Origin of the sequence: Mesorhizobium sp. M4B.F.Ca.ET.214.01.1.1 (assembly GCF_004791545.1) — a bacterium.
GTDB classification, from domain to species: domain Bacteria; phylum Pseudomonadota; class Alphaproteobacteria; order Rhizobiales; family Rhizobiaceae; genus Mesorhizobium; species Mesorhizobium abyssinicae.
On record NZ_SRUX01000008.1, the window covers coordinates 179,150 to 204,884 of the forward strand.

27 protein-coding genes are annotated in these 25,735 nt (G+C 64.8%); 12 read left to right on the forward strand and 15 right to left on the reverse strand.

Annotation, left to right across the window (positions count from 1 at the left end; translation table 11 throughout):
- Positions 1-149 precede the first annotated feature (149 nt).
- Together EN857_RS17620 and EN857_RS17625 are read right to left on the reverse strand one after the other, a co-directional pair.
- Complete coding sequence (locus tag EN857_RS17620) at positions 150-2,234, reverse strand: adenylate/guanylate cyclase domain-containing protein (protein WP_127391784.1); 2,085 nt, start codon at positions 2,232-2,234, stop codon at positions 150-152.
- 268 nt (positions 2,235-2,502) lie between these two features.
- Positions 2,503-3,366, reverse strand: coding sequence for a hypothetical protein (locus tag EN857_RS17625; RefSeq protein ID WP_127391785.1), 864 nt, complete (start codon positions 3,364-3,366; stop codon positions 2,503-2,505).
- Positions 3,367-3,537: 171 nt separating this feature from the next.
- Here EN857_RS17625 and EN857_RS35255 point away from each other — a divergent pair, with 171 nt between their 5' ends.
- Complete coding sequence (locus EN857_RS35255; protein WP_135858943.1) at positions 3,538-3,867, forward strand: hypothetical protein; 330 nt, start codon at positions 3,538-3,540, stop codon at positions 3,865-3,867.
- A gap of 78 nt (positions 3,868-3,945) precedes the next feature.
- Here EN857_RS35255 and EN857_RS17630 read toward each other — a convergent pair whose 3' ends face one another.
- Together EN857_RS17630 and EN857_RS17635 are read right to left on the reverse strand one after the other, a co-directional pair.
- A complete protein-coding gene (locus EN857_RS17630; protein WP_127391787.1) occupies positions 3,946-4,608 on the reverse strand; it encodes a hypothetical protein in 663 nt (220 codons plus the stop codon).
- A 309-nt stretch (positions 4,609-4,917) separates the two neighbouring features.
- Complete coding sequence (locus tag EN857_RS17635) at positions 4,918-5,148, reverse strand: hypothetical protein (protein ID WP_127283060.1); 231 nt, start codon at positions 5,146-5,148, stop codon at positions 4,918-4,920.
- 264 nt (positions 5,149-5,412) lie between these two features.
- Between EN857_RS17635 and EN857_RS17640 the strand changes: the two genes are divergently transcribed.
- A complete protein-coding gene (locus tag EN857_RS17640; RefSeq protein ID WP_127391788.1) occupies positions 5,413-6,084 on the forward strand; it encodes a peroxiredoxin-like family protein in 672 nt (223 codons plus the stop codon).
- 32 nt (positions 6,085-6,116) lie between these two features.
- On the opposite strand, the gene EN857_RS17645 is transcribed toward EN857_RS17640, so the two are convergent.
- The 6 genes from EN857_RS17645 to hemC all read right to left on the reverse strand — a co-directional run bounded on the left by EN857_RS17645 (position 6,117) and on the right by hemC (position 12,217).
- Complete coding sequence (locus EN857_RS17645) at positions 6,117-6,833, reverse strand: glutamine amidotransferase (protein WP_127287384.1); 717 nt, start codon at positions 6,831-6,833, stop codon at positions 6,117-6,119.
- 35 nt (positions 6,834-6,868) lie between these two features.
- A complete protein-coding gene (locus tag EN857_RS17650) occupies positions 6,869-7,345 on the reverse strand; it encodes a TerB family tellurite resistance protein (protein ID WP_127311882.1) in 477 nt (158 codons plus the stop codon).
- Between the two features lie 36 nt (positions 7,346-7,381).
- Positions 7,382-8,968 carry a heme biosynthesis protein HemY gene (locus EN857_RS17655; protein ID WP_127391789.1) on the reverse strand — a complete coding sequence of 529 codons (1,587 nt, stop codon included), beginning with the start codon at positions 8,966-8,968 and terminating at the stop codon, positions 7,382-7,384.
- A 10-nt stretch (positions 8,969-8,978) separates the two neighbouring features.
- Positions 8,979-10,433: a COG4223 family protein gene (locus tag EN857_RS17660; protein ID WP_127391790.1), complete on the reverse strand. Its 1,455-nt coding sequence runs from the start codon at positions 10,431-10,433 to the stop codon at positions 8,979-8,981.
- A 139-nt stretch (positions 10,434-10,572) separates the two neighbouring features.
- Positions 10,573-11,289, reverse strand: a complete 717-nt coding sequence (locus tag EN857_RS17665; RefSeq protein WP_127391791.1) for a uroporphyrinogen-III synthase — start codon at positions 11,287-11,289, stop codon at positions 10,573-10,575.
- A gap of 1 nt (position 11,290) precedes the next feature.
- A complete protein-coding gene (hemC, locus tag EN857_RS17670) occupies positions 11,291-12,217 on the reverse strand; it encodes a hydroxymethylbilane synthase (RefSeq protein ID WP_127391792.1) in 927 nt (308 codons plus the stop codon).
- Positions 12,218-12,318: 101 nt separating this feature from the next.
- On the opposite strand from hemC, the gene tsaD reads away from it, so the two are divergent.
- The 6 genes from tsaD (at position 12,319) to EN857_RS17700 (ending at position 16,423) form a co-directional block, all read left to right on the forward strand.
- Complete coding sequence (gene tsaD, locus EN857_RS17675) at positions 12,319-13,404, forward strand: tRNA (adenosine(37)-N6)-threonylcarbamoyltransferase complex transferase subunit TsaD (RefSeq protein WP_187331386.1); 1,086 nt, start codon at positions 12,319-12,321, stop codon at positions 13,402-13,404.
- Positions 13,401-14,420 (forward strand): NAD(P)H-dependent glycerol-3-phosphate dehydrogenase, encoded by a 1,020-nt coding sequence (locus EN857_RS17680; RefSeq protein ID WP_128345966.1) that lies wholly within the window; start codon positions 13,401-13,403, stop codon positions 14,418-14,420. The genes tsaD and EN857_RS17680 overlap by 4 nt, the downstream gene beginning before the upstream one ends.
- A 19-nt stretch (positions 14,421-14,439) precedes the next feature.
- Complete coding sequence (locus tag EN857_RS17685; protein ID WP_127283504.1) at positions 14,440-14,736, forward strand: YciI-like protein; 297 nt, start codon at positions 14,440-14,442, stop codon at positions 14,734-14,736.
- 109 nt (positions 14,737-14,845) lie between these two features.
- The gene (locus EN857_RS17690) at positions 14,846-15,271 is read left to right on the forward strand and encodes an EVE domain-containing protein (protein WP_127283503.1); all 426 of its coding nucleotides are present in this window, start codon (positions 14,846-14,848) and stop codon (positions 15,269-15,271) included.
- Positions 15,268-15,924 (forward strand): methyltransferase, encoded by a 657-nt coding sequence (locus tag EN857_RS17695; protein ID WP_127391881.1) that lies wholly within the window; start codon positions 15,268-15,270, stop codon positions 15,922-15,924. The genes EN857_RS17690 and EN857_RS17695 overlap by 4 nt, the downstream gene beginning before the upstream one ends.
- An 82-nt stretch (positions 15,925-16,006) precedes the next feature.
- Positions 16,007-16,423 carry a DUF1761 domain-containing protein gene (locus EN857_RS17700; protein WP_127391880.1) on the forward strand — a complete coding sequence of 139 codons (417 nt, stop codon included), beginning with the start codon at positions 16,007-16,009 and terminating at the stop codon, positions 16,421-16,423.
- Positions 16,424-16,430: 7 nt separating this feature from the next.
- On the opposite strand, the gene gcvA is transcribed toward EN857_RS17700, so the two are convergent.
- The gene (gene gcvA / locus EN857_RS17705; RefSeq protein ID WP_127391879.1) at positions 16,431-17,351 is read right to left on the reverse strand and encodes a transcriptional regulator GcvA; all 921 of its coding nucleotides are present in this window, start codon (positions 17,349-17,351) and stop codon (positions 16,431-16,433) included.
- Between the two features lie 130 nt (positions 17,352-17,481).
- On the opposite strand from gcvA, the gene EN857_RS17710 reads away from it, so the two are divergent.
- Positions 17,482-17,727, forward strand: a complete 246-nt coding sequence (locus EN857_RS17710) for a hypothetical protein (RefSeq protein ID WP_127283499.1) — start codon at positions 17,482-17,484, stop codon at positions 17,725-17,727.
- A 99-nt stretch (positions 17,728-17,826) separates the two neighbouring features.
- Here EN857_RS17710 and EN857_RS17720 read toward each other — a convergent pair whose 3' ends face one another.
- Positions 17,827-18,363, reverse strand: a complete 537-nt coding sequence (locus EN857_RS17720) for a L,D-transpeptidase (RefSeq protein WP_187331387.1) — start codon at positions 18,361-18,363, stop codon at positions 17,827-17,829.
- Positions 18,364-18,507: 144 nt separating this feature from the next.
- Between EN857_RS17720 and EN857_RS17725 the strand changes: the two genes are divergently transcribed.
- The 3 genes from EN857_RS17725 to EN857_RS17735 all read left to right on the forward strand — a co-directional run bounded on the left by EN857_RS17725 (position 18,508) and on the right by EN857_RS17735 (position 21,096).
- A complete protein-coding gene (locus EN857_RS17725) occupies positions 18,508-19,191 on the forward strand; it encodes a response regulator transcription factor (RefSeq protein ID WP_126057506.1) in 684 nt (227 codons plus the stop codon).
- Positions 19,192-19,413: 222 nt separating this feature from the next.
- Positions 19,414-19,869, forward strand: a complete 456-nt coding sequence (locus EN857_RS17730; RefSeq protein ID WP_127283497.1) for a Crp/Fnr family transcriptional regulator — start codon at positions 19,414-19,416, stop codon at positions 19,867-19,869.
- Between the two features lie 135 nt (positions 19,870-20,004).
- Positions 20,005-21,096, forward strand: coding sequence for a glycosyltransferase family 9 protein (locus EN857_RS17735; protein WP_127391877.1), 1,092 nt, complete (start codon positions 20,005-20,007; stop codon positions 21,094-21,096).
- Here the strand turns inward: EN857_RS17735 and EN857_RS17740 are convergent.
- The 3 genes from EN857_RS17740 to EN857_RS17750 all read right to left on the reverse strand — a co-directional run bounded on the left by EN857_RS17740 (position 21,093) and on the right by EN857_RS17750 (position 25,484).
- Positions 21,093-21,899, reverse strand: a complete 807-nt coding sequence (locus EN857_RS17740; protein WP_127309645.1) for an exodeoxyribonuclease III — start codon at positions 21,897-21,899, stop codon at positions 21,093-21,095. The genes EN857_RS17735 and EN857_RS17740 overlap by 4 nt on opposite strands.
- A gap of 116 nt (positions 21,900-22,015) precedes the next feature.
- Positions 22,016-22,681 (reverse strand): outer membrane lipoprotein carrier protein LolA, encoded by a 666-nt coding sequence (locus EN857_RS17745; RefSeq protein ID WP_127283494.1) that lies wholly within the window; start codon positions 22,679-22,681, stop codon positions 22,016-22,018.
- Positions 22,682-22,823: 142 nt separating this feature from the next.
- Positions 22,824-25,484: a DNA translocase FtsK gene (locus tag EN857_RS17750; RefSeq protein ID WP_135858944.1), complete on the reverse strand. Its 2,661-nt coding sequence runs from the start codon at positions 25,482-25,484 to the stop codon at positions 22,824-22,826.
- Positions 25,485-25,735: the final 251 nt, after the last annotated feature.

Consider the following 25,735-nt stretch of genomic DNA (forward strand, 5'->3'; position numbering starts at 1 on the left):
AGCGCGACAAGCCATTTCGACTTCGGACCTCATCCCGGTCGTCGGCAACATTTTCGTCGCGTCCCCAAAGCAGCCACTTTGCCATTTGTGGCCTTGATCTTGGATCGGCTCATTGAACGCATGGACACCATCGGAGCTGCCCCCCGCGACTAGAACCTCAACACCCAGGCTTCCACTTTTCCCTTGCCTTTGACTTCGATGGCGCCCCGCGGCTCGAAGACGAATTGGTGCTTGAGCTGTTCGTAGACGGGGCGCGTTACCTGAACAGAATCGGGAACTCCGCCAGACTCCATGCGGCTCGCCAGGTTCACCGTGTCACCCCATAAATCATAGATGTACTTACTCTTCCCAATGACTCCGGCGACCACTGGCCCGCTGTTGACGCCAACCCTGAGCTTCATCGAGACGTTGTGTTCCATCGCGTGCTCACGGGTAATGTGGACCATGCGGATGGCCATGCGGACCATGCGCTCGGCGTGGTTGGCCATCGGCACGGGCAGGCCGCACACCGCCATATAGGAGTCGCCCACCGTCTTGATCTTCTCGATGCCAAGATCGTTGGCGGCAACGTCGAAGCGCGTGAAGAGTCCGTTGAGAAACACCACGACATCGTGCGGCGGCATTTCCGATGTCAGTGCCGTGAACCCGACCAGGTCTGCGAAGGCGACCGTGACCTCGGCGAAGCCGTCGGCGATCCTCTCCTCGCCAGCGCGCAGCCGATTGGCGATCGGTGCCGGCAGGACGTTGAGCAGCAGCTGCTCATTCTCGCGGTTCTTGTTCTCGATCACGACATTCTTCTGGCGCAGATCCTCAACCATGCCATTGAAGGCCGAGCAGAGTTCGCCAATCTCGTCGCGCGTGCGGACCGGCACGCTGGTCGCATAGTCGCCGGCAGAGAAGCGTTTCACCCCGGCAGTGAGATCGCGGAGCGGTCCGAGCAGCGCGCGCGAAAGCCAGGCGGCGGTGGCCGCGACCACAAGCATCGCCAGTCCTCCGACGAGCAACAGATCCCGGCGGAGTTCGGCGATCGGTGCGAAGGCCTCGGCGCTGTCGACCTTGGCGACGAGAGCCCACTTGAGGTCGGAAATCGCGAGCGGTCCCCATGAAGCGAGCGTTGGGACGCCACGGTATCCGATGATCTCGCCCGTGCCCTCGACACCGGCGAGCGCGGCACGGGAGGCCTCGGTGTCAATGCGCTGATGCAGCACTGGTGTCCCGTAACGCTGAATGGCGGCGATCTCCTCTTCCGAGGCGCCGACGGACTTGAGGTCGGCGAAGAAGCTATCCCGGTTCTCGTAGAATGCCCGCGGGCCAGAGCGCGCCAGATAATCGGGTCCGACGAGATAGGCCCCACCCGTGCCGCCGAACCCTTCCTGCCGCCAGCGGCGGTTGCCGGTGACAACACTGTCGATCTCATCATTCGACAGTTTCGCGACCAGCACGCCGATGACGGCGCCCTGGGCAATCACCGGTGCTGCCATGAAGGCGATCGGCGCGCCGCCTGACGGCGCATAAGAGGCGAAATCCACGAGGCAGATGGCTGATGGGTCTGCGATCTGCGAGCAGCGGGCGACGGCAGCCGCGACGTTGGCGCTGCGATACGGACCCAACTGAAGAGACGTGGTGAAATCCACCTCCTTCTCGACCGTATAGATCAGGCGACCTGATTTGGGGTCGGCAATCATGAGATCGAAAAAGCCCACCGTGGTAGCCGCCGCGCGCATCAATGGATGATATATGGCATGCAGCCTGGAGTATTCGCTTCCGTCGCCGGCGTCGTCGAGAAGCTTGCGCCGCTCCGCGGGGTTCGGATTTTCCACAATGTAGTGATACTGCAGATCGTAGGGGGCACCATCGACCGGCAGGTAGTCCGACAGGGCTGGTTCCCTGCCCAGGGTGCGCGTCATTCCGGGGATGAAGTTCTCAGTGTACCAATCGCCGACCCTCTGCCGCAACTCAGGCGGCGCGCCTGCCCGGTCGAGTTGCTCGACCGCGGTCCGGAACTCGCGTGTCGCATCGACCACCATCTTGGAAGTCGCAAGCAGTCGCAGTTCCGCCTGGATCGTGCGGAAGTAGTTTTCAACCTGGCGCGTCTTGGTCTGGCGAGCGGCCGTGAGTTGGTCAAAGACTGCTTTTTCGAGAGCGTCGCGGGCGCGGAAGTAACCGAGCGCCCCGCTGACCATGACCGCGATGGCGCCAAGAAGGACGAGGGTTGTAAACAGCTTTGCAGCCAATCCCCAGCCCGCGTGGCTGGATGAACCCGTTACATCTGAAGACGACACGAGATCTTACTTTGCTTTTGCGTTAGGGGCGTCGCGTCTGACGGCAAGCCAGAATCGTGTTTCATCTGTTTCCCCCTTCTCCCTCGCATATGCATAGCAAATTTGCTGCGAGACGTGTGCGGGAATGCGTTGTCGATTTGCCAGTGGGACCGCACGGCAGAAGCGTCGCGGTCGCACGGACACCGTCCGCTTGTTCTATCACTCATCGAACTTTCGGCAGTCAGGGTCGGCGGCTTGTCTCGCTGCCCCAGGTCGGGTTCTGCAAATCTCCGTGCAGGCAATAGTCGAAAGCATGGCACGCGTCGGTAGCGGGCCGGGTTTCCCAGAATGAACAGGCGAGATTCGCCGTCCGCACGACGCGCTCTCGCGCTTGCTCAACGCCGATGCCGAGGATCAGGGAACCGTCCTTGCGCTCGCGTAGCCACTTCTCAATGCCATGTCCCAGATCTTGCGCGTTTTTGAAACTCAGGCTCATCGTGAGATTGGTTTCCAGGGCGGCTGTGGTCGCATCAGGCCAAAGCGGAGCAAGCGCAAGTTCCGATCTTGTCATCTCGCCTTCTCGCAGGACAGCGCAATCCGCCGCTATGGCGACGCGTTGCGCCGCCCGCCACCTGGCCATGTCATCGCGTCCGGTCGGACCGTATATGCTGAGCGTGTCGAGCAAATCCCGATAGGAGCGGTCCCGATCGAATGCGAGGTCGCGAAATTCCAGCGCCGCAATCGCTTCGACAAGCGAAACTCCCCTTCGAGCAGCTTCGGTCGCGTCCTGCCAGGCAGCAACGGCATAGTCGCTGCTTATTATATTGCGCTGGTAGAAGTCGGGAAGCGCCTCGTCGAGTTTGGCCAGCGGCGTCGCAAGGGCGTCGAAGGCCTCACGCCGCGCATCGTTGCGAACACCATCGAATACGAATTCGCTCCAGGTGACGAAGATTGCCCGGATTGAATGCAAGCGAATGGGAAGCTCTATTTCGCGCCCCAATCCCCAGGGCCCATCGCCAATGCGTGCAATTCCAGGGAAGGCGCGCATGGCCGCTCGCAATGCGACCAGGCGCTTGCTCGCATCGTCGGAGATGCTGGCCAGCATGGCGCGAGGCGAAACATCGTCCGCAAGTCGCTCGCTCCAGAATCTGAGCCGTTCAGATGGGTGCATTGGGTCTCGGGATCGGCTTGCCGGTAGTGGGAAGCCAATCTTGCCACATAGTACCTAAGATTGCCTGCACGCGACGTCAGCACGGCGAACCGCCGGACCGGCCAGGTGGGTCATCGCGTGCCACTAACCTGTCCTGCCGACATGGTTCACCATAACCTGCTGCATGAAACGCCTGATCGGCACGATTGGAATGTTTGGGCTGGGCAATTCGCGCCTAATCTTCTCGATTTGAACTCGGGTGAGGCCTTTCCCAGCGCCGATATGGCCTATCGCGCCGCGGCCATGAGCCAGGGCGTCGCGATCGGAGACCTCGCCGTGCTCCACGAGGAGATCACCACCGGGGAACTGTTCCTATCGCTGCGTTCCGCAAATGGGTTTCGGAGGAAGCCGCGCGGTCCTGAAGGCCGCGCCTGCGCCTCACTGCACCCAGCTTGACTCCACCTCTCGCCAGCTCCAACAGCTCATAGACTGCGGCCGGGCTGCCATGGGACGAACGCGTAGGCTCAGGTCTTCTCACTTCTTTCTAGCGCGATACACACCGCCATCACGTGCGAAAGGCTCTACATCTCGACAATCAGGAGGAGCTTTAACGGCGGCCATCAGTGCCAATAGGTACGGAATTCGGAACTCGTCCCTGTTGCTTTCTTGGATCTTATTCACGGCGACCGAACTGACAGAGTAGTCTGGACAGGTAATGGAAGCCCCGAGATATCCACCCCATGCCACCGCTGCTGCGTGGATTTTATACTGTGAACTGCCACGCGGCGTCGCATCGAGTAGACTTAGCATCTCTTCGCGGGGGTTCGAGGTTCCAATATCGAAATCAAGAATTTCAGCGCCCAGGTCATCACACTCTTCTCCGGGTATCCCGCCGTCTTTGCCACTCCAAGTGCTTTGGGCGTCGAAGTAGATTTTTTGTACCAGTGTGATATCTGAAGGGCTAAGACTCCAAGTCAGCTTTTTGTAGTAATTTTCCAATGCCTTAATATCTATCAGTGGAACCAAATCGCATTTATCGTCAAATTCTTTGTGTAGCGTCAGAGCGTTCATCATGCGGCCGAGTATGTTGGCGCGATACAACGAATCTCGGCTGGCCACGTTGTGATAGACCTCCTTCGCCAAAACGGTCGACGACGCGAGAGAAGCGAGAAACGACAACAGAAGGATGAAACGCACTTCGACGCCCTTTCCGTGAACGCAGCCATCTTAAGCAGCAAACCTAAAGACGGACTGATTTGAAAACAATGTAGGGGCGAAGCAAGCAGGGCCCGAACTTAACCATTTCTTTTCATGGCAAGCAGTTCGCGGTGGATCGGGTGGGGAACAGTGCCTGCTTGCGCGAAAGGCGTGCCGGTCTCAACCGCGCCAATGTCCGGCGTCAGAGAGCGGACCCACCTCCGGAATGACGATATGAGGTGCAGAACTGTCGTTCACTTCGGCCAATCAGGCTGCGCCGTGGATGAACGGGATAGGGCGCGGGCAGACTTACTCCGAAAAGCTCACGCTCACGCCGCGCTGCCGAAAATAGGCCTGCATCAACTTGCGACCGGAGCGGTTGCTCTGCGCCAATTTGGCCGGATCGAACACCGCCTGTTTTTTCCCCTCTCGTGCCAGCGCCGCCTTGAGTGTCGCGATATGTGCATCGATGTCGGCATTGTCCGCTCGGAGTGAGGCGTAGATGTTCTCGGTCGCCTCGGCCACGGTGAGTTCGTTCAAAGCTGTCGTCCTTTGATTGATTTGAGCGGCGCTTAGCACAGATTCGCGGCGCCGCCGAGAGCGACACCAGCGCCATCTGGTAAGCGTGGCCCTCCTTAAGAACGCCTTAGCGTCCGCCCACTCCGTGCTATAATTGGACTATCGACGCCGACCTGACTAAGGCCGACCGCGATTTCAGCATGCCCAAGGACGTATGTGCCGCACATGAGCTCAAGCCGCCCGCCCGCACATCCGTCGTGAATTGACCCGGGAGGAGGGATCAGCATGCCAGAACGTCTCAACATAGGCCCGCTGCAACTTGGCGAAACGGCGCCCAATTTCGTGCTCGACGCGATTACCCGCGAGGGCAAGATCGCCATCGACGATTTCCGAGGCGAGAAACCAGTGCTGGTCGGACTGTATAGAGGCTTGCATTGCCCCTTTTGCAGGCGCCATATCGCCATACTTTCGCAACTCACCCCAGCCCTCAAGGCGAAGGGCATCGAAAGCCTGACGGTGGTAAACACACCTGTCGAGCGGGCGCGCCTTTATCTCCGCTACCATCCGATGCTAGGCCTCGCGGCATCCGATCCGGAGCGGACTTCACACCGCGCCTTTGGGTTGCCGAATATGCAGATCACCGAAGACGAGAGCGCATGGCCGCAAAAGGTTTCGATGAGCGATGTGAGGTCGATACGGGTCGAATTGCCGGACGAGATGCCGGAACCGATGGACCCTTTTGCGGCGCTCGAATATCTGAACAAGAAAGACGGCTACGACATCACTGAAGCGGATCACCAGATGATGGCAACCGGCATAGGGCAGCTCGTCGGCCAGTTCCTGCTGGACCGCGATGGCGTCGTTCGCTGGGCCTCCAACGAGGTCCTCGATGGCGGCCTGTTCGGCGCCCCGAACACTCGGGAGCTGATGTCGGCAGCGTCACAAATCGGAAGCTAAGGTCAAGCTCCGCTGCTCAAAGCAATTGGTCTTTACCCCACCGCCGGCTTGCCGAAGATCAGCCCCAGGAATTCGCCCAGCCAGCGCTTGAGGTGCATGTCCCAGATCAGCCGGCCGCCGAGATGGTCGCGGCCGGGCTGCGCGCCGGGCAGTTCGAAGCGGTGCGCGCCGCGCACCACCCAGCGCTGCATCATCACCCGGGTCAGTTCGCCATGGAACTGGATGCCCCAGGCATTGTCGCCATAGCGGAAGGCCTGGTTGGGATAGGTCTCGGCCGTCGCCAGCAGCGTCGCATCCTTCGGCAGCGAAAAACCCTCGCGATGGAACTGGTAGACCATCTCCGGCCAGTGCATCAGCTTCTTGCCGGCCTCGGTCGCCTTCAGCGGATACCAGCCGATCTCGACCAGCCCCTCGCCGTGGCCCTCGACCTTGCCGCCGAGATGGTTGACCAGCATCTGCGCGCCGAGGCAGATGCCGAGCAATGGCCGGTTCTCCTTCAGCGGAATGTTGAGCCAGTTGGTCTCGCGGCGGACGAAATCGTCCTCGTCATTGGCGCTCATCGGCCCGCCGAACACCACCGCGCCGGCATGGCCGTCCAGCGTGCCCGGCAATTCATCGCCGAGCGGCGGCCGGCGGATGTCGAGATCGAAGCCTTCTTCCAGAAGCATGTGGCCGACGCGACCGGGGCTCGAACTCTCCTGATGCAGCACGATCAGGATCTTTGGTTTCGAACGCGGTCTCGGCGGCATCGGAAGGCGGAACCCCTGTCTATTCGTCGCCCAGTCTATTCGTCACTTGGGGTTCCGCGAGCGCCGGGCGCCTGCGCGGCGGCCTTCTGGCGCGCCTCGACGCGGTCGCGCCGTTCGACCCCGATCAGCTCGGCGACGCGCCACACCGTGTTGTCCTCCAGCTCGTGCAGTTCGCCGTCGGCATAGACGATCTCCCACATCAGGCCGACGAACGCCTTGCGCGCCTCGGCGTCGAGATGGCGCTTCAGCACGCTGGTGAAGGCATAGAGGTCGATCGCCTCATTGTCGGCCCGCTCGCCGGCGGCGGCCAGCGCGTCGAGCTCCTCGCCGCTGATCGAATAGGTCTGCGCCAACACAGCCTTGAACCGCTCCCACTCGACATCCTGGCGCACGCCGTCGGCGCTCATAACGTGGTAGAGCAGCGCCGACGCGGCGACGCGCGGATCGTCCGCGTTGGCGCGGGCAGCACCCGCCGGCAGATCCCTCAGGAAAGACAGGACACGTTCGAACATCATTTCATTCCCATACGGCCCGGATCGATCCCGGCCTCAAAACAAACGAAACCGGCGCGGCGATTTTTCCGCCTCATCGTCCGGATCGACACCGGGATCGTCGGGCAGCCTCGCCAGTTCCTCCGCCGGCTCCACCCCTTCGGCATCGTCGGGCACGGCGGCAAAGGCGGCCGCGGTGACCGGCTTCACCTGGTCCTCGTCTGAGGCCGGGGTCGCGACCGAGCCGTCCGGCGCAACGGCCTCTATCGTCTTTTCCTTCTCCGCCGCCGGCGCCACGGTGATCGCCGGCACGACTGTCTCCGGGCCGTCCTCATGGCTGTCGATCAGGTGCCCGAGCCGCTCCATCGGCGCCCGCCATTCGAAGGCGTCGAGTTTGCCGGTGACTGGCGACACCGGCGCCCAATGCTCGGAGACGACGCCGTCGGCGACCCAGGCCGGATCGCGCGGCGCCCGGACCGCCTTGGACAGCAATTGCCTCACCTTGCCCTGGTCACCTGTCTCGGCCTCCTCGATGTCGGCCAGGAGCAGATAGGCGCCTTCGCGCCGGTCCATGCGGATCGCAGCGTCCGCCTCGCGCCGGGCGGTGGCGAAATCCTGCGCGTCGAGCGCCGCGCGGGCAACCGCCATCGACGACTCGGCATGGTTCTTCTTCAGATCCTGCAGCTTCTTCGCCCGGTTCAGCCGGTCGCCGACGGCATCGCCGGGGCGGGCATGGGTATAGAGCTCGGCGATTTCCGGATGCGGCTCGGCCCGCCACGCCGCTTCGAGGATCTTGGAGCCCTTGCGCACATCGTTTTGCCGAAACAGCAGCCTGGCGGCGGCGACCGCCGCCGGCGCGAATTCGGGCACGAGCTTGTTGGCTTCGAGCGCCGCGGCCCTTGCCGCGTTGGCGTCACTGTCGATCAGCGCCTGCGCCTTGGCGGTGAGCAGCACGGCGCGGCGGCGGTTGGCGGCGTCGCGCTCGATCTGCCGCGTCGACTTCTGCGCCTCGACCAGCTTCAGCGCGCCGTCCCAGTCGCCGCGTCCGGTCAGTTCCTCCAGCGTCGATTCGGCGGCCCAGGCAAGTTGCGGCGCCACCGCCGCGGCGCGGCCGGCATAGTGCCTGGCGGCGTTGCGGTCGCCGAGGCGCTCGGCCTCCAGATAGAGGCCGCGCAGGCCGAGCAGCCGCATCTCGGGATCGTCGAGCATCGCCTCGAACTTCTCGCGTGCGCCTTCATGATCGCCTTCGAGCAGCGAGGCCTGCGCCTCCAGGAGATGGATCAGTGGCTCCTGGTCGGAGCGGATCAGCTTGGCCGCTTCCTTGGTCTTCTTGCGCGCCAGCGCCCCGTCGCCAGCGCCGGCCGCGATCATGCCGGTCGACAGCGCCTGGTAGCCGCGGTCGCGGCGGCGCACCCGGAAATAGCGCGAGATGGTATAGGGGCTGTTCCACAGCGACTTCACCAGCCACCACAGGATCATCACCGCGGCGACGACCGCGACCACCGCCACCGCCGCCACCATCAGGCTGACCTGATACTGATAGCCGTTGAAGGTGACGACCATGTCGCCGGGACGATCGGCCAGCCAGGCGAAGCCGAGCCCGAGCGCGAAGACGACGGCGAGGAAGATGAGGATGCGGATCATCTGGTCTCCCTCACGCCTTCATCGCGCCGGCAATCAACGAATCGATCAGCTTTTCGACCTCCAGTCGCGCCTTCAGCTTGCCGGCAAAATCCGCGCCGGCGGCCTTCACCGCTTCCGGCAGCGTGTCGTACTCGCTGAGCGCCTTGGCGTAGTCGCCCTGGTTGACCGCCACCTCCATGCGCGCCACGGTTTCCGGCGCGCCCTTGCCCTCGACGGCGCCGATCGGCCGGACCTTCACCAGCGATTCGGCGCTCGACATCAGGTTCTGGAGGAAGCCTGCATTCTCATCGACGGGCGTGGCGGCCGCGACCATCGCGTTGGCGGCGGCATCGACCTCGGCGGCGATGTCCGTCCGGGTCGAAACGCCCTTCTCGGCATAGGCGCGCAGCGTCGCGATCTCCGGCGCGTCAGGCGAAATCGCCGCGAAGGTTTCGAGCTCGGCAGCGAACGGCGCGCCTCGGTCGAGCGCCGACTTCAGCGCCGATGCCGCGATGGCCATCGCGATCTTCGGCTGCGAGGCCTGCGCCTCGACCTTGCCGGAGAGCTGCGACACCGACTGCTCCAGCGCCGCCAGCCGGCCGTCCTCAGCCTTCGCCGCCTCGCCGGCGGATTTCACCAGCGCGTCGAGCCCGGCCAGCTTTTCATTGAGCGGCCCGAGATCGACAGGCGCGGCAGTTCCGGCCTTCTGCAGGTCGGCGATCGCCGTCTCGACCTGCTTGAGCTTGTCGCCAAGCGCGGCAACACCGGCGGCGTCGCCGGCGCCGCCTTGCTCGACCGCCGATTTCAGCGCCGCGACGTCCGACTTGACCTGGTCCAGCGCCGACGACAGCCCATCGACCTTGGCCGAGGCATCGCCATTGCCGCCGGCCTGCTTCAGGCCCGCGACCTCACTCTTCAGCGCGGCGATCTCGCCATTGACGCCGTCGAGGGAAGCGCCGCCCGACCCCGGCGCGCCGATGAGGCCGGCGAACTGCAGGCCGCCGGCTGCGGCCAGCGCAATGACGCCGCCGATCACGCCGGCGGCAATGCCATTGAGGCCGCCGCGTTTCGGCTGCGGTGCCATATAGTCCTCCCTCCCGAGGTTTGTTTTCGGCGCGTCTCCGGCGGCGGCCGCCTTGGTCGAGGCATCCTCGAAATTGTAGTCGGAGCCATGCGTCTGATCAGGCGACGCCTCGGAACCTGCCGGATAGGGGCGCTCCGCCTCATCCGAGCCCTTGGCGGTGTCTTCCGTTCCGGCCTGCGCGGCAGCGTCGCTGTGCTCCCAGGGCTCATGATCGACCTGGTCGGCATGCACCGGCTCCGCCGGAGCCTCGGGTTGCGAAGCGCTCGCGGCTTCCTCCGCCTCGGCCTCCACGGTCTTCGCCCCATCCTCCTCGACAATACGCGAGACGGCGCCGGGCTCGAGTTCGATCGTCACCGGCTCGCGGCGGCTCTTCGAATGTCGCATCTTCGGCGTCTTGACCATGCTTGGGCTCCGCAAATTGGCTTGGGATGGTTCAACGGGTCTAGAGCTGAAGGATGCTCTAGCACATCACCAAGCGGTGAAAAGGGGCGGCGTGATGACACAGACCTGAGCAGGCATCCTGTCATGTCGCAGATTCTGCCTAGCGCCCGGCCAGCACTAGCCTGATCAGCGCGTCTTCCTGCGGTTCGGCGGCGACGCGGACCCGTTCGGGAGCGACGCCGTCGAGCGCTGCGGCGATACGTCCCGACAGCGCGAAAAATCCCGTCTTTTCAAAATAACCGCCGAGCGCCGGCCGCCGAATCAGGGCCTGCATCGCCACGGCAGCCTTGGCCGAATAGAGCAGGACCACGTCGACTGGCCCGCCGGACAGGGTCGCAGCCACGTCCGCGTCGGAATGGTCGAGCGCGATCGTGTCGTAGGTTTCAACGGCGCGGACTGGAATGCCGGCCGCCGAGAGGCGCTGCTCGAAGGCAGGAAAGCGCACGCGGCCGCAAAGATAGACGATCGTCCCTGCCGCAGAGCCGCCGGCGATGGCATCGGCCAGCGCCAGGGCATCGCCCGGGCCTTCGTTGACCGTGGTAAATCCTGCCTTGCGCGCCGCTTCCGCTGTCCTTTTGCCAATGGCATGACAGGGCAGAGCGGCAAGCGCGGCGATGAGCTCGCGCGACGCGTAGCGCACCGCGTTGGCGCTGGTAACCGCGACCGCCATGGCATCCTTCGGCGCTTCGCTTGCCTTGGCCGGCAGCGCCACCGTTTCGGTCAGCGGCAGCAGAATCGGCTGAAAGCCCATCTGCTCGAGCCGATGCGCGGTTCGCGAGGCGCCCGGTTCCGGCCGCGTCACCAGAACGCGCAGCATGTCAGGCCCAGCCGTCGAAGAAGGATTCGCCGGCCTTGGCCCGCACCGCCCTGGCGGCTTCCGCGCCGATCCGGGCGGCATCCGGCGCCGGTCCGTCCAGCCTGACCTCATGCGACTGTCCGCCGTCGGGCGAGATGATCAGCCCGGCAAAGGAGAGCTTGTCGCCCGCTATCGTCGCGTGACCGGCGATCGGCGTGCGGCAGGAACCGTCGAGCGCCGCCAGGAAGGCTCGCTCGCAGGCCAGCGCCTGGCCGGTCGGCGCGTCGTGGATCGCGGCCAGCATGCGCTCGACATCGGCGTCGCCGATGCGGCTTTCGATGCAGATCGCGCCTTGCCCCGGCGCTGGCGGAAACTGTTCCAGCGTCATCAGGTCGGTGACGACATCGCCGAGCCCGAGCCGCTTCAGCCCGGCATAGGCGAGGATGGTGCCGTCGGCGACACCCTCATCCAGCTTGCGCAGCCTGGTTTGCACATTGCCGCGGAACATCACCACCTCGAGATCCGGCCGCATCCGCCGGATCAGCGCCTGGCGCCTGAGCGACGACGACCCGACCCTGGCGCCCCGAGGCAATTCGGCGATCGTCCTCGCCGCCTTGCCTATGAAGGCGTCGCGCGCGTCCTCGCGCGGCAGGAAAGCAGAGAGTTCGAGCCCCTCCGGCAACAGCGTCGGCATGTCCTTCGAGGAATGCACGGCGATGTCGATCCTGCCCGCCAGCATCGCTTCCTCGATCTCCTTGGTGAACAGGCCCTTGCCGCCGGCTTCCGACAGTGGCCGGTCCTGGATGCGGTCGCCGCTGGTCGAGATGACGACGATCTCGAATGCTTGTTCCGGCAGACCGTGCGCCGCCATCAGCCGCGTCCGCGTCTCATGCGCCTGGGCAAGTGCCAGCGGGCTGCCGCGTGTTCCGATTTTCAAGCTTGTTTGCATGGCGCGCTGTCCGTGATAACCCCCGGCACACGAGGTCTTGCCGGCACATGTCCTATCTAGGAAAGGCTGGTGATACAATCTTCGAGGACAGCGACCAATTGATCCGCGTTCTGGGCATTGAGACGAGTTGCGACGAGACCGCGGCCAGCGTGGTGGCGCTGGATGGCCGCGCCGCGCCCAAAATCCTCTCCAACATCGTGCTCAGCCAGATCGAGGAGCATGCCGCGTTCGGCGGCGTCGTGCCGGAGATCGCCGCGCGCGCGCATGTCGAGGCGCTCGACGGCATCGTCGAGGCGGCCCTTGCCGATTCGGGCGTTGCGCTGGACGAGGTCGACGCGATCGCCGCGACCGCCGGTCCCGGCCTTGTCGGCGGGCTGATCGTCGGGCTGATGACGGCGAAGGCGATTGCCGCGGCCGCCGACAAGCCGTTGCTCGCCATCAACCATCTCGAAGGCCATGCGCTGACCGCAAGGCTGACCGACGGGCTCGACTTCCCCTATTTGCTGCTTCTGGTGTCCGGCGGCCACACCCAGATCGTCGCCGTGCGCGGCGTCGGCGACTATCAGCGCTGGGCGACCACCATCGACGACGCGCTCGGCGAAGCCTTCGACAAGACGGCCAAGATGCTCGGCCTGCCCTATCCCGGCGGTCCGAATGTCGAGAAGGCGGCAGCCACGGGCGATCCGGGCCGCTTTGCCTTGCCGCGCCCGATGAAGGGCTCGGCGCAGCCGGATTTCTCCTTCTCCGGCCTGAAGACGGCCGTGCGCCAGGCCGCGACCGCCATTGCGCCCTTGAGCGACCGGGATGTCGCCGACATCTGCGCCTCGTTCCAGGCGGCGGTGGCGGATGCGTTGGGCGACCGTGTTTCGCGCGCGCTCAACCGTTTCCGCCAGGAATTCCCTGACAGGGCCAAGCCGGCGCTCGTCGTCGCCGGCGGGGTCGCCGCCAACCGGACAATCAAGGCGACCCTGGAGGCGCTCTGCGCCGAGGCCGGCTTCGACTTCATAGCGCCGCCGCAAAAGCTCTGCACCGACAATGCGGCGATGATCGCCTGGGCCGGCATCGAGCGCCTGCGCGCCGGGATGGCGCACACGAACGACGCCGATTTCGTGCCGCGCTCGCGCTGGCCGCTGGACAGCGTCTCTGCCCCGATGGTCGGCTCCGGCCGGCGCGGTGCCAAGGCATGACCGAGCTGGTCACCAGCGGGCACGAGGCGCCGAGCGGCTGGCGCGTCGCAGTGCTTGGCGGCGGCGCCTGGGGCACGGCGCTGGCGCTGGCCATGCTGCGCGCCGGCCATTTCGTGCGCCTCTATGCGCGCGACCCCGAAACCGTCGCCGCGATCGATCGCGGCGAGAACCCGCGCTACCTGCCGGGCATCGCGCTGCAGCCCGGCATCGTCGCGACAACCGACATCGCGGCCGCGCTCGACGGCGCCGACTGCGTGCTCGCGGTGGCGCCGGCGCAGGCGCTGCGCGCCATGCTGGCTGGCGCCAGGGAGCATGTGCCGTCGGGCGTTCCGCTGGTTCTTTGCGCCAAGGGCATCGAGCGCGACACCGGCGCGCTGCTGTCGGCGATCGTCGAGGAGGCCTTGCCGAACAATCCGGTTGCCGCCCTGTCCGGCCCGAGCTTCGCCACCGATGTCGCCCGCGGCCTGCCGACGGCGGTGGTGGTGGCCGCCCGCGACGCCGACCTTGCCGCAGACCTTGCCGCCCGCTTCTCGGCCGAAAACCTGCGCTGCTATTCCAGCGACGACCTCGTCGGCGTCGAGATCGGCGGCGCGCTGAAGAACGTCTTCGCCATCGCCGCCGGCGCCGTCACCGGCGCGAGGCTCGGCGCCAGCGCCCAGGCCGCCATGGTGACGCGCGGCTTCGTCGAACTGCGCCGCATCGGCGCCGCCTTTGGCGCCAGGCCGGAGACGCTGATGGGGCTTTCCGGGCTCGGCGACCTCCTGCTCACCTGCTCCTCGGCGCAGTCGCGCAATTTCGCCTATGGGCTGGCGCTCGGCCAGGGCAAGCCGCTTGCCGGACTGCCGCTCGCCGAGGGCGTGCCGACGGCAGCGATCGCCGCCCGCCTCGCCGCCGAGCGCGGCATCGACGCGCCGATCATCACCGCTGTCGCCGCCATTCTCGACGGCACCGTGACCATCGGCCAGGCCGTGACGGCGCTGATGACGCGGCCGCTCAAGACCGAAACCGACATCTGAACCATCGGAGTTTTAGACCATGCTGTTTGCGTTGATTTGCAAGGACAAGCCCGGCAAGCTGCAGTTACGGGTCGACACGCGGCCGGCGCATGCGGCGTTCCTGCAAGGCCTGATCAGCGAAGGAAAACTTGCCTTTGCCGGGCCCTTCCTCGACGCTGACGGCAAGCCCGACGGCAGTCTGGTCATGATCGAGGCAGTGGATATGACGGCGGCGCAAGTCCTGGCGGCCAGCGATCCCTATGCCAAGGCCGGCCTGTTCGAAAGCGTCGAAATCCGCCCGTGGAACTGGGTCTTCCAGAAGCCCGCCGGCGCTTGATCGATCGCTTGGCGCGCCCCTCTCCTCGCGAGAACGGGGAAAGGGTAAGGGTAGTGGGAGCGCGAACGCTTCATTGTAGCCAACCGACAATGGCAAGGGGACAACTGAGATGAACTACTGGCTGTTCAAGTCCGAACCCTCGGTCTTCTCCTTCGAGGCGCTCAAGGCCAAGGGCAAGGCCGGCACGCAATGGGACGGCGTGCGCAACTATGCGGCGCGCAACAACATGAAGGCGATGCAGATCGGCGATCTCGGCTTCTTCTACCATTCCAATGAAGGGCTCAACATCGTCGGCATCGCCGAGGTCTGCGCGCTCGCCCATCCCGACACCACGAGCGACGATCCGCGCTGGGAATGCGTCGACATCCGCGCCTTCAAGGAGGTGCCTACCCCGGTGACGCTGGAGCAGGTCAAGGCCAATCCCAAGCTCGCCGAGATGGCGCTGGTGCGGCTCGGCCGGCTTTCCGTGCAGCCGGTGACGCCGGCCGAATGGAAAGAGGTCTGCCGCATGGCCGATCTCTCGCCGGCGCCGTGACCCGGCTGACGCCGAAAAGCGCGAAGAAGTTCATTCTCGACAACACGGCGCTGATGGCGCCGCCGCATGTGCCGGAAGTGCTCCTGCATCTCGCCGACGAGGCGCATGACCTTTGGCTGCGCACGGAAGAGGAACTGGCGGCGATCGGTCTGCCGCCACCGTTCTGGGCGTTCGCCTGGGCTGGCGGCCAGGGCCTTGCCCGCTACGTGCTCGACCATCCCGAAACCGTTCGCGGCAAGCGGGTGCTCGACTTCGCCTCCGGCTCAGGCCTGGTCGCCATCGCTGCCGCGAAGGCGGGCGCCGCGGCGGTGACCGCCGCCGACATCGATCCGTTCTGCGAGACGGCGATCGCCCTCAACCTCGAGGCCAACTTGGCCGAGGCGGAATTCCTCGGCCAGGACTGCGTCGGCGCCGACATGGGCTGGGATGTCGTGCTGGCCGGCGACGTCTTCTACGACAGGTCCTTCGCCGACAGGCTGCTGCCCTGGTTCCAGGCGCTGACGGCGCGCGGCGCCGACATCCTCGTCGGCGATCCCGGCCGCGCCTATCTGCCCAAGGACGGCCTGTGGTCACTGGCCGTCTACCAGGTGCCCGTGACGCGCGTGCTGGAGGATGCCGAGGTCAAGCGCACGACCGTCTGGCGCCTTGCTTGACGGCAGCGCCGAACAGGCGTTCCATCGCCGCGATTCAAAGAGGGTGCATGTTTGGAACGACATGCATCGGGAGGGGGGACGCATGGATTTCTCAGCGGTGAACTGGCTGGCGGTGGTCGTTGCCGCCGTGGTGGCGTGGCTGTTCGGCGCTGCCTGGTACACGACGCTCAGCAAGCCGTGGCTCAAGGCGGCCAAGCTCGATCCGGCGACGATGAAACGATCGCCGCTGCCTTTCATCATCTCCTTCATCGCCGAGCTGGTCATGGCATTAGTGCTGAGCCTCGTCGTCGGCGCGATGACCGGCGGCGAGCCGAGCCTCATCGCCGGGCTGATCTTCGCCTTCGTGCTCTGGCTGGGCTTCGTCGCCACCACGCTGTCGGTCAACCACCGCTACGAAGGCTTCGGCTGGGACCTGACGCTGATCGACGCCGGCCACTGGCTGGGCGTGCTGCTCCTCATCGGCGCGGTGATCGGGTGGTTCGGCGCGCCGGCCGGCTAGGGCGCCATCATGTCGGCGTCTTCGCCGCTTCCTCGATAAGCCATTCGCGAAAGGCGGCGACGCGCGCGTCGTCCTTCACGGCTTCCGGATAAACCAGGAAATAGGCGAACTCCGGCGCCACCCTGATGCCGAGCTCGAAGGGTCGCACCAGACGCCCTTGCGAAAGGTCGTTGGCGACCATGGCGAAGTCGGCCAGCGCCACCGCATTGCCGTCGAGCGCCGCCTGCGTGGCATCGGTCGAGGATCCGAAGACAAGCGTGCGGCTATCGTCGAAATCGTCGACGCCGGCCGCGTGCATCCACATGCTCCAGTTCGGCCACGTCACGCCCTGGCGCGACCAGTCGATATGCGCGAGCGTGTGGCGAAAGAGGTCGCGCGGCTCGTTGAGCGGCGGGCCGGACGCCAGCAGCGCCGGGCTGCACACCGGGATGATGATGTTGTCGAACAGGCGATGCGCGGCAAGCCCGGGATACTTGCCGGTGCCGAAGCGAATGCCGATATCGACATCGTCGCGCTCGAAGTCCCTGACATCGTAGGTGATGTCGAAACGCAGCTCGATGCCCGGCTTCTGCTGGCGGAAATCGTCCACGCGACGCATCAGCCACTTTGTCGCGAACTGGGCGTCGAGCGTCACCTTCAGCAGCGCCGTGCCGCGCGTCATCTTGCGGGCCCGCGACACCGCCCGGTTGAGCAGGTCGAGCGCGTCGATCGACGCCTCGAACAGGACGTTTCCGGCCTCCGTCAGCCGGATGGTGCGGCTGGTGCGGGTGAACAGCGCAAGGTCGAGCTGGTCCTCGATCTCCTTGATCTGGTGGCTGACCGCCGCCGGCGTCAGGCCGAGCTCGTCGGCGGCGCGGGTGAAATTGAGGTGCCTGGCCGCCGCTTCGAACGTCCTCAGCGCACGCGTTCCGGGCAGCAGGCGGGCCATTCGATCTCCAAATAAAACTTGATGATCAGACAAGAACTACTCGTTTCCTGTTTATTTTTCAATCCGGCATGATTGCAGCATCGAAACACTATCAAACCGGATTTGACATCCGGAGAAACCGGATAGAGCCATGACCGAGATCGTTCTGAAGTCCCACACCGCCCTCAATTCCCGCTCCGGCATCGCAGTCTGGCTGCGCGCCACCCTCGATTGGCTGCGCCAGGCGCGGGTCGCTGCCCAGCTTCCCCACGAATCCATCGAGGATCTCTCCGACGAGCTGTTGCGTGACATCGGCGCCGAGCGCCGGGACGTGGCAAAGGCTGTGGACCGGCAGATCCGCGAAATCGGGCTGCTCGGCACCGGCTGGCAGAAGTGAGGCAGTGGGCGGTAGGGATTAGGCAGATAGGGGAAGAGAGCATTTCTTTCTACTGCCTACTGCCTACTGCCTACTGCCTACTGCCTACTGCCTACTCCCTCACCTCACCACCCTCACCACCGTCCGATCCGACAGCAGCGGCAGCAGCCGCGCCATGGTGCGCGCCGTCACCGCCACGCAGCCTTGGGTCGGCGTGAAGCCGGGCCGCGCCAGATGGAAGAAGATGGCGCTGCCGCGGCCGCGCCGGCGCGGCGCGATGTTCCAGTCCATCACAAGGCAGGCATCGTAGAGCCTGTCGGCGCGCCGCATGTGCTCATGGCTGGCGCCATAGGGGATCTTCACCGGGCGATTGTAGTTGCGGTCGTCCGGCACCTCGCACCAGCCGAGGTCGGGTCCGATCGGGACCATCGCCAGCCGCGTCCGGCGGCCGCCGGAAAAATGATCGTCGCGGAAATAGCCCGACAACAGGCGCATGGCGCCTAGCGGCGTCGCGCCGTCGCCTTCACGCTTGTTCGCCGAAATGCCGCCGCGTCCCAGGGCGCAGGCAAACACCAGGCTGCCGGCCTGCAGCAGGCCCTGGCTGGGATGGCCGGGTCTGGCGCGCACGCTGAGCACGGTGAGGCCTTTTGGCAAAATTGCGCCGTCTGCATTGCATGGGCGTTTTTTCTTGTATGATCGTGTCACGGAACAAATCACTGTGATCGGCTGTTGTGCCGGTCAGCTTCAGCATAAATGGGGGACGGTCAACTGAATATTCTTTTTAAAACAACGGATTGATCCATGACCTCACGCACCATACTGATCGTCGACGACGATGACGACCTGCGCGGCACGCTCGTCGAGCAACTGGCCCTCTACGAAGAGTTCGACGTCCAGCAGGAAGCGACGGCGGCAAAAGGCGTCGCCGCGGCGCGCGGCGGCCTCGTCGACCTCCTGATCATGGATGTCGGCCTGCCCGACATGGATGGGCGCGAGGCGGTGAAGATCCTGCGCAAGGGCGGCTACAAGGCGCCGATCATCATGCTGACCGGACACGACACCGATTCCGACACCATTCTCGGTCTCGAGGCCGGCGCCAACGACTATGTGACCAAGCCGTTCCGCTTCGCCGTGCTGCTTGCCCGCATCCGCGCGCAACTGCGCCAGCATGAGCAGAGCGAGGACGCCACCTTCTCGGTCGGCCCCTATACCTTCAAGCCAAGCCAGAAGCTGCTGATCGACCAGCGCGGCGCCAAGGTGCGGCTGACCGAAAAGGAGGCTTCGATCATCAAGTACCTCTATCGCGCCGAACAGAAGGTGGTGACGCGCGACGTGCTTCTGGAAGAAGTCTGGGGCTACAATTCAGGCGTCACCACGCACACGCTGGAAACCCATGTCTACCGGCTGCGCCAGAAGATCGAGCGCGATCCTTCCAATGCCGAAATTCTTGTGACAGAAAGCGGCGGCTACAAGCTGGTTCCTTAAACTTTTCATGATCCGATGAGCGGTCAGGGCGGGACCGCTTCGGAAGCGATCCTGGTGCTGGAGGGTGGTTGGATCGGCTCCGAAGCGCATCGGCCAAAAATCGGAATCGATTTTTGGCGAGCACGATGCGTAGACTCAAGGATGTTGGAGCGTCCTTGCGCGTTCTGGAGGACGCGGCGCTCCAAGGGAGGGACTGGACTGACCGCTCGGGGACATAGCTAGATGGCGCTGGATGACGACATCCGCATCCTGTCCGCCGTGACGCTCTTCGAGGGCTTCACGCAGGAGCAGTTGCGCCTGCTCGCCTTCGGCGCCGAAACCACCCTGCTGCAGGCGGACCACAAGCTCTACCGCGAGGATGACGTGGCTGACTCCGCCTATATCGTGGTCAGCGGCCGCATCGTCCTCTATCGCGAGCAGAGCGGCGAGCGCATCCCGATCGGCACGGCTGGTCCGGGCACCATGCTGAGCGAGCTGGCGCTGATTGCCGATACCAACCGGCTGACCAGCGCATCGGCCGCGGTCGATTCGGAGGTGATCCGGCTCAGTCGCAAGATGTTCCGCCGCATCCTGGAAGAATATCCGGAGATTGCGGTGCTGTTGCACGAGCGCATCCTCGAGGAATTCCAGCAGATGATCAGCCGCATCGAAAAGCTCGGCCCGCGGTTCACCGAGTAAGCCAACAGCGCCGGCGTTGATCGCCTGGACCCGAGAGGCGAGGTTCCGTTGACAGGCAAAAGGCGAAATCCTACAGGACCTGTAGGGCGGGCCGCGTCGGCACCGCCACCACCAAGCTCCTGGGGGGAGCGAGGCATGCTGCCAGCGCGGTACGAGACGATTATCTTGTATTCACGCAAGGATGCGTTCGGCGACGGCTTGCTTAGAATCCCGGCCTTGCGGGCCGCGAGAACGGCATTTCCCGACAGTTTGCTCGTATACGGAAGCACCGAGACATCCACTCTCGCGGATGCTCTCAACGGCCATGTCCGCCACCTGGTCGACGCGATTAGTGTAGAGACGCCGCTGGCGCATCTGGTCGCCGGCCACCGCAAGGCCCAGCAGCGAGTGGCCGTTGTCGATTTCCGTATCGTGGCGCCTTGGCTGGTTCAAACCTGGGCGTCGCTGATCGGCCGCGGCATCGTCTATGAAGCAAACTTTCCGGCTTTCGCCCTTTCCTTGCCCCCCCGCCATAGACCCGAGGCACGACCCGAGCACAATGCATGGCGCTACCACCGCCTTGTCGAACGTCTTGCCGGGAAGCGGCTGCCTTTCGATCATCGCCTGGAGCCGACGCCGGCCGCGCGTGCGGCGGCCAGGAGCCTGGCGGGCGGCAGCCAGGCGCCATTGATCATTGTCGCGGCCCATGGCGATGGCAACAAGCGAATGACAGCGGATCAGGTCGTCGCGATATCCGACGCCATGATCAGCGATGGCGCCAACCTTATCTATGTGAAAACGCCAGGTGTCGGCCCCGATAGTGCCGAACTGGTTCGACGAGTGCCGAAATTGCAGCTTGTCGATTCCGGCACCGCGCCGGATATCGCCGTCAGCGACATCCTGCTCGCGCTCGGGGAGCTTGCCGATCTTTACATTGGCGCCGAGGGCGGTACTGCGCATCTGATGGCCACGGTGATGACGCCGATGGTCATGGTCAACAGCGGTGCCAACATGGCGCGCTGGAGGCCGCTTTCGAACAGTGTGGACATGGTCGAGGCACGCCAGGCAAGTCCAACCGGCCTGGTCGCCAATGTCCCGCCGCCGAAGATCATCGAGGCTGCCCGCCGGATGTTGGCGACGCGCCGTCGCGATCATCCCAGTCTGCTGGCTCATGTCGACACGACGGAATATCTGTCCGCCCAACGGCTCGACGCGCCTCGCGTTTACCCGTCCGCCGGCGGCCTTTAGTCCAGGTCGAACCTGGCAATCACCGGCACATGGTCCGACGGCCGCTCCCAGCCGCGCGCCGGGCGCAGGATCTCATAACCGGTGAAGTGGTCCACCAGGTTCGGCGACGACCACACATGGTCGAGCCGCCGGCCGCGGTCCGACGCTTCCCAGTCCTGCGCGCGGTAGCTCCACCAGGTGTAAAGTTTCTGCTCGGCAGGCACGTTGAGCCGCATCAGGTCGACCCAGTCGCCGGCGCGCCGCATCGCTTCGAAGCTCTCGGTCTCCACCGGCGTGTGGCTGACCACCTTGAGCAGCTGCTTGTGCGACCAGACATCGTGCTCCAGCGGCGCGATGTTGAGATCACCGACCAGGACCGAGCCGGACAGCGCGTCATGCTCGGCCCGCACGCCGTTCATCTCGGCGACGAAGTCGAGCTTGTGCCTGAACTTGCGGTTGATCTCCGGGTCGGGCTCGTCGCCGCCGGCCGGCACATAGAAATTGTGCAGCAGGATCGACTTGCCGCCGGCGCTTACCCTGACCGACAGGTGCCGGCTGTCGTCGATCTCGCAGAAGCGGCGCTTCTCGACCAGCTCGATCGGCCGCCGCGCCACCGTGGCCACCCCGTGATAGCCCTTCTGGCCGTGGAAGGCGATGTGCTCGTAGCCGAGCTTGCGGAAGGCCTTTTCGGGAAACAGCTCGTCCGGGACCTTCGTCTCCTGCAGGCAGAGCACGTCCGGCGCATGCTCCACGAGCAGGCGCTCGACGATCGGCATGCGCAGGCGTACCGAGTTGATGTTCCAGGTGGCGATGGAAAAGGGCATGCGGCGGGTCCGGCAAGAGGTCGCCGAACTACTGCCAGCCGCCAGCCATAAAAACAAGCCGGCGACAACCACCGAGGCTGGCGCCGCCGCTCGCAAGAGCACTAAGACGAAGGAAGTTATCTTGTCTTGGTATTCAACTCGCGGTTCGCCGTATAGTCGATGGCGAACGTATCGGGCGCGAAGCTGACGCCTTCCTTGACGTTGAAGATCATCACCGTCGTGTCCTTGCCCTGCGCGTCGGTGATGGTCCACTGGCGCAGTTCATAGGATTTCGGATCGAACATCATGGTGATCCTGGCATTGCCGAACACCGATTTGTCGGAGAGCTGGATCGTGGTCAGGTCGTCCTCTTCCTTGACGCTTTTCACCCGTCCGCCCGAGAGATCGATCCGGTCGTCGAGCAGAAGCTTCAGCGGCGTCTTCGACAGCGGGTAGAGGTCGGAGGTGTTGAGCTTCTTGTTGAGGATGACCACCGACTTGCCGTCGGAGATGACCCGGAAATTCGACGATCCGTCATAGTTGAAACGGATCTTGCCCGGCCGTTCGAGGAAGAACTTGCCGCCGGTCTGTTCGCCCTTCGGCCCGAACTGCACAAACTCGCCGCTCATCGATTTGACCGACGAGAAGTGGTCGGCGATCTTCTGCGCCGCCGGCGGAATCGCCGCCTGCGCCGACGCCAGAAGCTGGAACCCAGGTATGACATTGACGCTTGCCGCGCCGGCGAGCACGAGGCCGAGGCCAAGCACTTGGCGGCGATTCGGGGCGAAAGGTGCGTTTTTCATGCCGGTCACTCTCTGATTCGATGGTGTCGCAGTCTCTGGGCCCCCAGTTAGGCTTAAGTTTGGCGCTTCCAGTGACGCTCCGTCGCTTCAACGCGCCGAAAGGTTCAAGGTTGCCGGTACCGGGTCGATGGGCGCCGGAACCCTAGAACTTGTCGTCCTCGGTCGGCACCAGTATCTCGCGTTTTCCCGCGTGATTGGCCGGACCGACAATGCCTTCCTTCTCCATCTTCTCGATGATCGAGGCGGCGCGGTTATAGCCGATGCCGAGCCGCCGCTGGATGTAGCTGGTCGAGGCCTTGCCGTCGCGCAGCACCACTGCCACCGCCTGGTCGTAGGGGTCGTCGGAATCGTCGAAATTGCCGCCGCCACCGCCGCCCGAACCGCCCTTGCCGGACGCCTCCTCCTCGTCCTCGTCGTCATCCTCGGTGATGGCGTCGAGATATTCCGGCACGCCCTGCAGCTTAAGATGCGCAACGACGCGCTCGACCTCGTCGTCGGAGACAAACGGTCCGTGCACGCGCTGGATGCGGCCGCCGCCGGCCATGTAGAGCATGTCGCCCATGCCGAGCAGCTGTTCGGCGCCCTGTTCGCCAAGGATGGTGCGGCTGTCGATCTTCGACGTCACCTGGAAGGAGATGCGAGTCGGGAAATTGGCCTTGATCGTGCCGGTGATGACGTCGACCGAGGGGCGCTGCGTGGCCATGATGACGTGGATGCCGGCGGCGCGCGCCATCTGCGCCAGGCGCTGCACCGCGCCTTCGATGTCCTTGCCAGCAACCATCATCAGGTCGGCCATCTCGTCGATGATGACGACGATGTAGGGCATCGGCTCGAGATCGAGATCCTCGGTCTCGTAGATCGCCTCGCCGGTCTGGCGGTCGAAGCCGGTCTGCACGGTGCGCGAGATCTTCTCGCCCTTCTTCTCGGCTTGCTGGACGCGCGCGTTGAAGCCGTCGATGTTGCGCACGCCGACCTTCGACATCTTGCGGTAGCGGTCCTCCATCTCGCGCACGGTCCATTTCAGCGCCACCACCGCCTTCTTCGGATCGGTGACGACCGGCGTCAGAAGGTGCGGGATGCCGTCATAGACGGAGAGTTCGAGCATCTTCGGGTCGATCATGATCAGCCGGCACTCCTGCGGCGTCAGCCGGTAGAGCAGCGACAGGATCATGGTGTTGATGGCGACCGACTTGCCCGAGCCGGTGGTGCCGGCGACCAGCACGTGCGGCATTTTGGCGATGTCGACGATGACCGCCTCGCCATTGATGGTCTTGCCAAGCGCCAGCGCCAGCTTCGCCTTGGTGGTCTCGAAATCGCGGCTCGCCATGATCTCCCTGAGATAGACCGTCTCGCGCTTGGCGTTGGGCAGCTCGATGCCGATGGCGTTGCGCCCGGGCACCACCGCGACGCGGCAGGCGATCGCGCTCATCGAGCGCGCGATGTCGTCGGACAGGCCTATGACGCGCGACGACTTGATGCCGGGCGCCGGCTCGAGTTCATACAGCGTGACGACCGGCCCCGGCCGCACATGGATGATCTCGCCCTTGACGCCGAAATCCTCGAGCACGCCCTCGAGCAGCCGCGCATTCTGCTCCAGCGCGTCCTTGGAGAGGCTGGCGTCGCGCACGACGTTCTTCGGCTCCGACAGGAAATGCAGCGACGGCATCTCGAACATGTCCGAGCCGATCAGCGAGGTCTGCGCCTCGCGCTGGACACGCGCGCCCGGCACCGGGCGCGCCGCCGGCGCCTCGACGCGGGTGGCGGCATCGGAGCGGAAATTCTGCACCTTCGGCGCGGCGCGGCGCGGGGCCCGCGCCTCGTCGGCGAAATCCATGTCCTCGTCCTCGTCATTGTCGAAGACGTCGTCATCGTCGGGATCGACCGAGACGCTGCGGTCGTTGACCATGGCGGCGAAGAATTCAGGCTCGACGCGGGCGCGGCCGCCCGGACTCATCCGCGACTCGGCGAATTCGGCCGATTCGACACGCTCGGCGGCACGACGCCAGGCGCTGGCGCGCGGCTCCATCTCCGGCTCGTACTCGTCGCGCTCCTGCTGGCGGCGCGCGGCGCGGCGATGCATCCAGGCCCTGAACGACAACCACCAATGGGTGATCGCGCCGAGCGCCAGTATGCCTTCGTCGCCCTCGTCCTCATCCTCGTCGAAGAGCAAGTTGTCCTGCTCGCGCGGGTCGGGCTCGGCGGCGCGCTCCATGACGGCAAAGCCGTTCTTGCGGGCGAGCAGCGCCGAGCCATAGGCGAACAGCCAGAGCGCCGGCGCAGCAAGGATAACCGCGATAATGCTGGCAAAGAGACCTTTGGGATATCCGCCGACAGCGATCCCGGGAATCTTCAGCACCATGTCGCCGAACATGCCACCGAGGCCGGTCGGCAGTGGCCAGGTCTTGGGCGGCGTCACGCAGCCGGCGATCGCGGCCGCCAGCAGCGCGAAGCCGAACCAGGCGAGCCCGCGTTTCGGCAGCCGGTCGACGCCGCGCGCCGAAAACAGCAGGAAACCCCAGATCACTGCCGGCACCAGGGCCGCGACGGCGGCAAGCCCGAAGAACTGCATGGCGAGGTCTGAGAACACCGCACCGGCATAGCCCATCGCGTTGGTGACGATGTTGTCGGTGGCATGCGAGAAGCTCGGATCGGCGACGTTCCAGGTGGCGAGACTGGCGACGCCGAAGGCGACGAGCACGAACAGGCCGGCGCCGACCAGCCGGCCGAGCTGGCGCCGCGCGAATGCCTGGATGCCGTGCCCCGTATCGGTCAGCGCGAGCGGTGCTGAAGCCCCTGAACGCATGCCTCTTCCCCGTCTGTAGGTGCCTGGCCGGACGCATGACGCAGGCCGGCAGATTCGGATGACAGACTATCGGTGGGAAGGTTAAGGGCGCATTAACTATAAGAAGTTGAGACGACTCCGGCGCTTTACCGGCGGTTGAATTGCGACTCCCGGTCTCGCGGCCCTTCGGCAGTCTGGCCCGCGGATTCAAAAAAGCCTCGCGAGCGGAGCCAGCGAGGCCTTTCGTTGAGGAGAGCGAAAGTGGGATTTCA

Bases quoted from the DNA above. Each gene is read 5' to 3' on its own strand.
- EN857_RS17680 (WP_128345966.1), top strand. From the start codon at position 13,401: ATGACCGAGCTGGTCACCAGCGGGCACGAGGCGCCGAGCGGCTGGCGC.
- gcvA (WP_127391879.1), bottom strand. From the start codon at position 17,351: ATGGCCCGCCTGCTGCCCGGAACGCGTGCGCTGAGGACGTTCGAAGCG.
- EN857_RS17730 (WP_127283497.1), top strand. From the start codon at position 19,414: ATGGCGCTGGATGACGACATCCGCATCCTGTCCGCCGTGACGCTCTTC.
- EN857_RS17640 (WP_127391788.1), top strand. From the start codon at position 5,413: ATGCCAGAACGTCTCAACATAGGCCCGCTGCAACTTGGCGAAACGGCG.
- EN857_RS17745 (WP_127283494.1), bottom strand. From the start codon at position 22,681: ATGAAAAACGCACCTTTCGCCCCGAATCGCCGCCAAGTGCTTGGCCTC.
- EN857_RS17740 (WP_127309645.1), bottom strand. From the start codon at position 21,899: ATGCCCTTTTCCATCGCCACCTGGAACATCAACTCGGTACGCCTGCGC.
- EN857_RS17735 (WP_127391877.1), top strand. From the start codon at position 20,005: ATGCTGCCAGCGCGGTACGAGACGATTATCTTGTATTCACGCAAGGAT.
- EN857_RS17750 (WP_135858944.1), bottom strand. From the start codon at position 25,484: ATGCGTTCAGGGGCTTCAGCACCGCTCGCGCTGACCGATACGGGGCAC.
- EN857_RS17685 (WP_127283504.1), top strand. From the start codon at position 14,440: ATGCTGTTTGCGTTGATTTGCAAGGACAAGCCCGGCAAGCTGCAGTTA.
- EN857_RS17665 (WP_127391791.1), bottom strand. From the start codon at position 11,289: ATGCTGCGCGTTCTGGTGACGCGGCCGGAACCGGGCGCCTCGCGAACC.
- EN857_RS17655 (WP_127391789.1), bottom strand. From the start codon at position 8,968: ATGATCCGCATCCTCATCTTCCTCGCCGTCGTCTTCGCGCTCGGGCTC.
- EN857_RS17650 (WP_127311882.1), bottom strand. From the start codon at position 7,345: ATGTTCGAACGTGTCCTGTCTTTCCTGAGGGATCTGCCGGCGGGTGCT.
- EN857_RS17690 (WP_127283503.1), top strand. From the start codon at position 14,846: ATGAACTACTGGCTGTTCAAGTCCGAACCCTCGGTCTTCTCCTTCGAG.
- EN857_RS17625 (WP_127391785.1), bottom strand. From the start codon at position 3,366: ATGCTGGCCAGCATCTCCGACGATGCGAGCAAGCGCCTGGTCGCATTG.
- EN857_RS17660 (WP_127391790.1), bottom strand. From the start codon at position 10,433: ATGGTCAAGACGCCGAAGATGCGACATTCGAAGAGCCGCCGCGAGCCG.
- EN857_RS17700 (WP_127391880.1), top strand. From the start codon at position 16,007: ATGGATTTCTCAGCGGTGAACTGGCTGGCGGTGGTCGTTGCCGCCGTG.
- EN857_RS17645 (WP_127287384.1), bottom strand. From the start codon at position 6,833: ATGCCGCCGAGACCGCGTTCGAAACCAAAGATCCTGATCGTGCTGCAT.
- EN857_RS17710 (WP_127283499.1), top strand. From the start codon at position 17,482: ATGACCGAGATCGTTCTGAAGTCCCACACCGCCCTCAATTCCCGCTCC.
- hemC (WP_127391792.1), bottom strand. From the start codon at position 12,217: ATGCAAACAAGCTTGAAAATCGGAACACGCGGCAGCCCGCTGGCACTT.
- EN857_RS17725 (WP_126057506.1), top strand. From the start codon at position 18,508: ATGACCTCACGCACCATACTGATCGTCGACGACGATGACGACCTGCGC.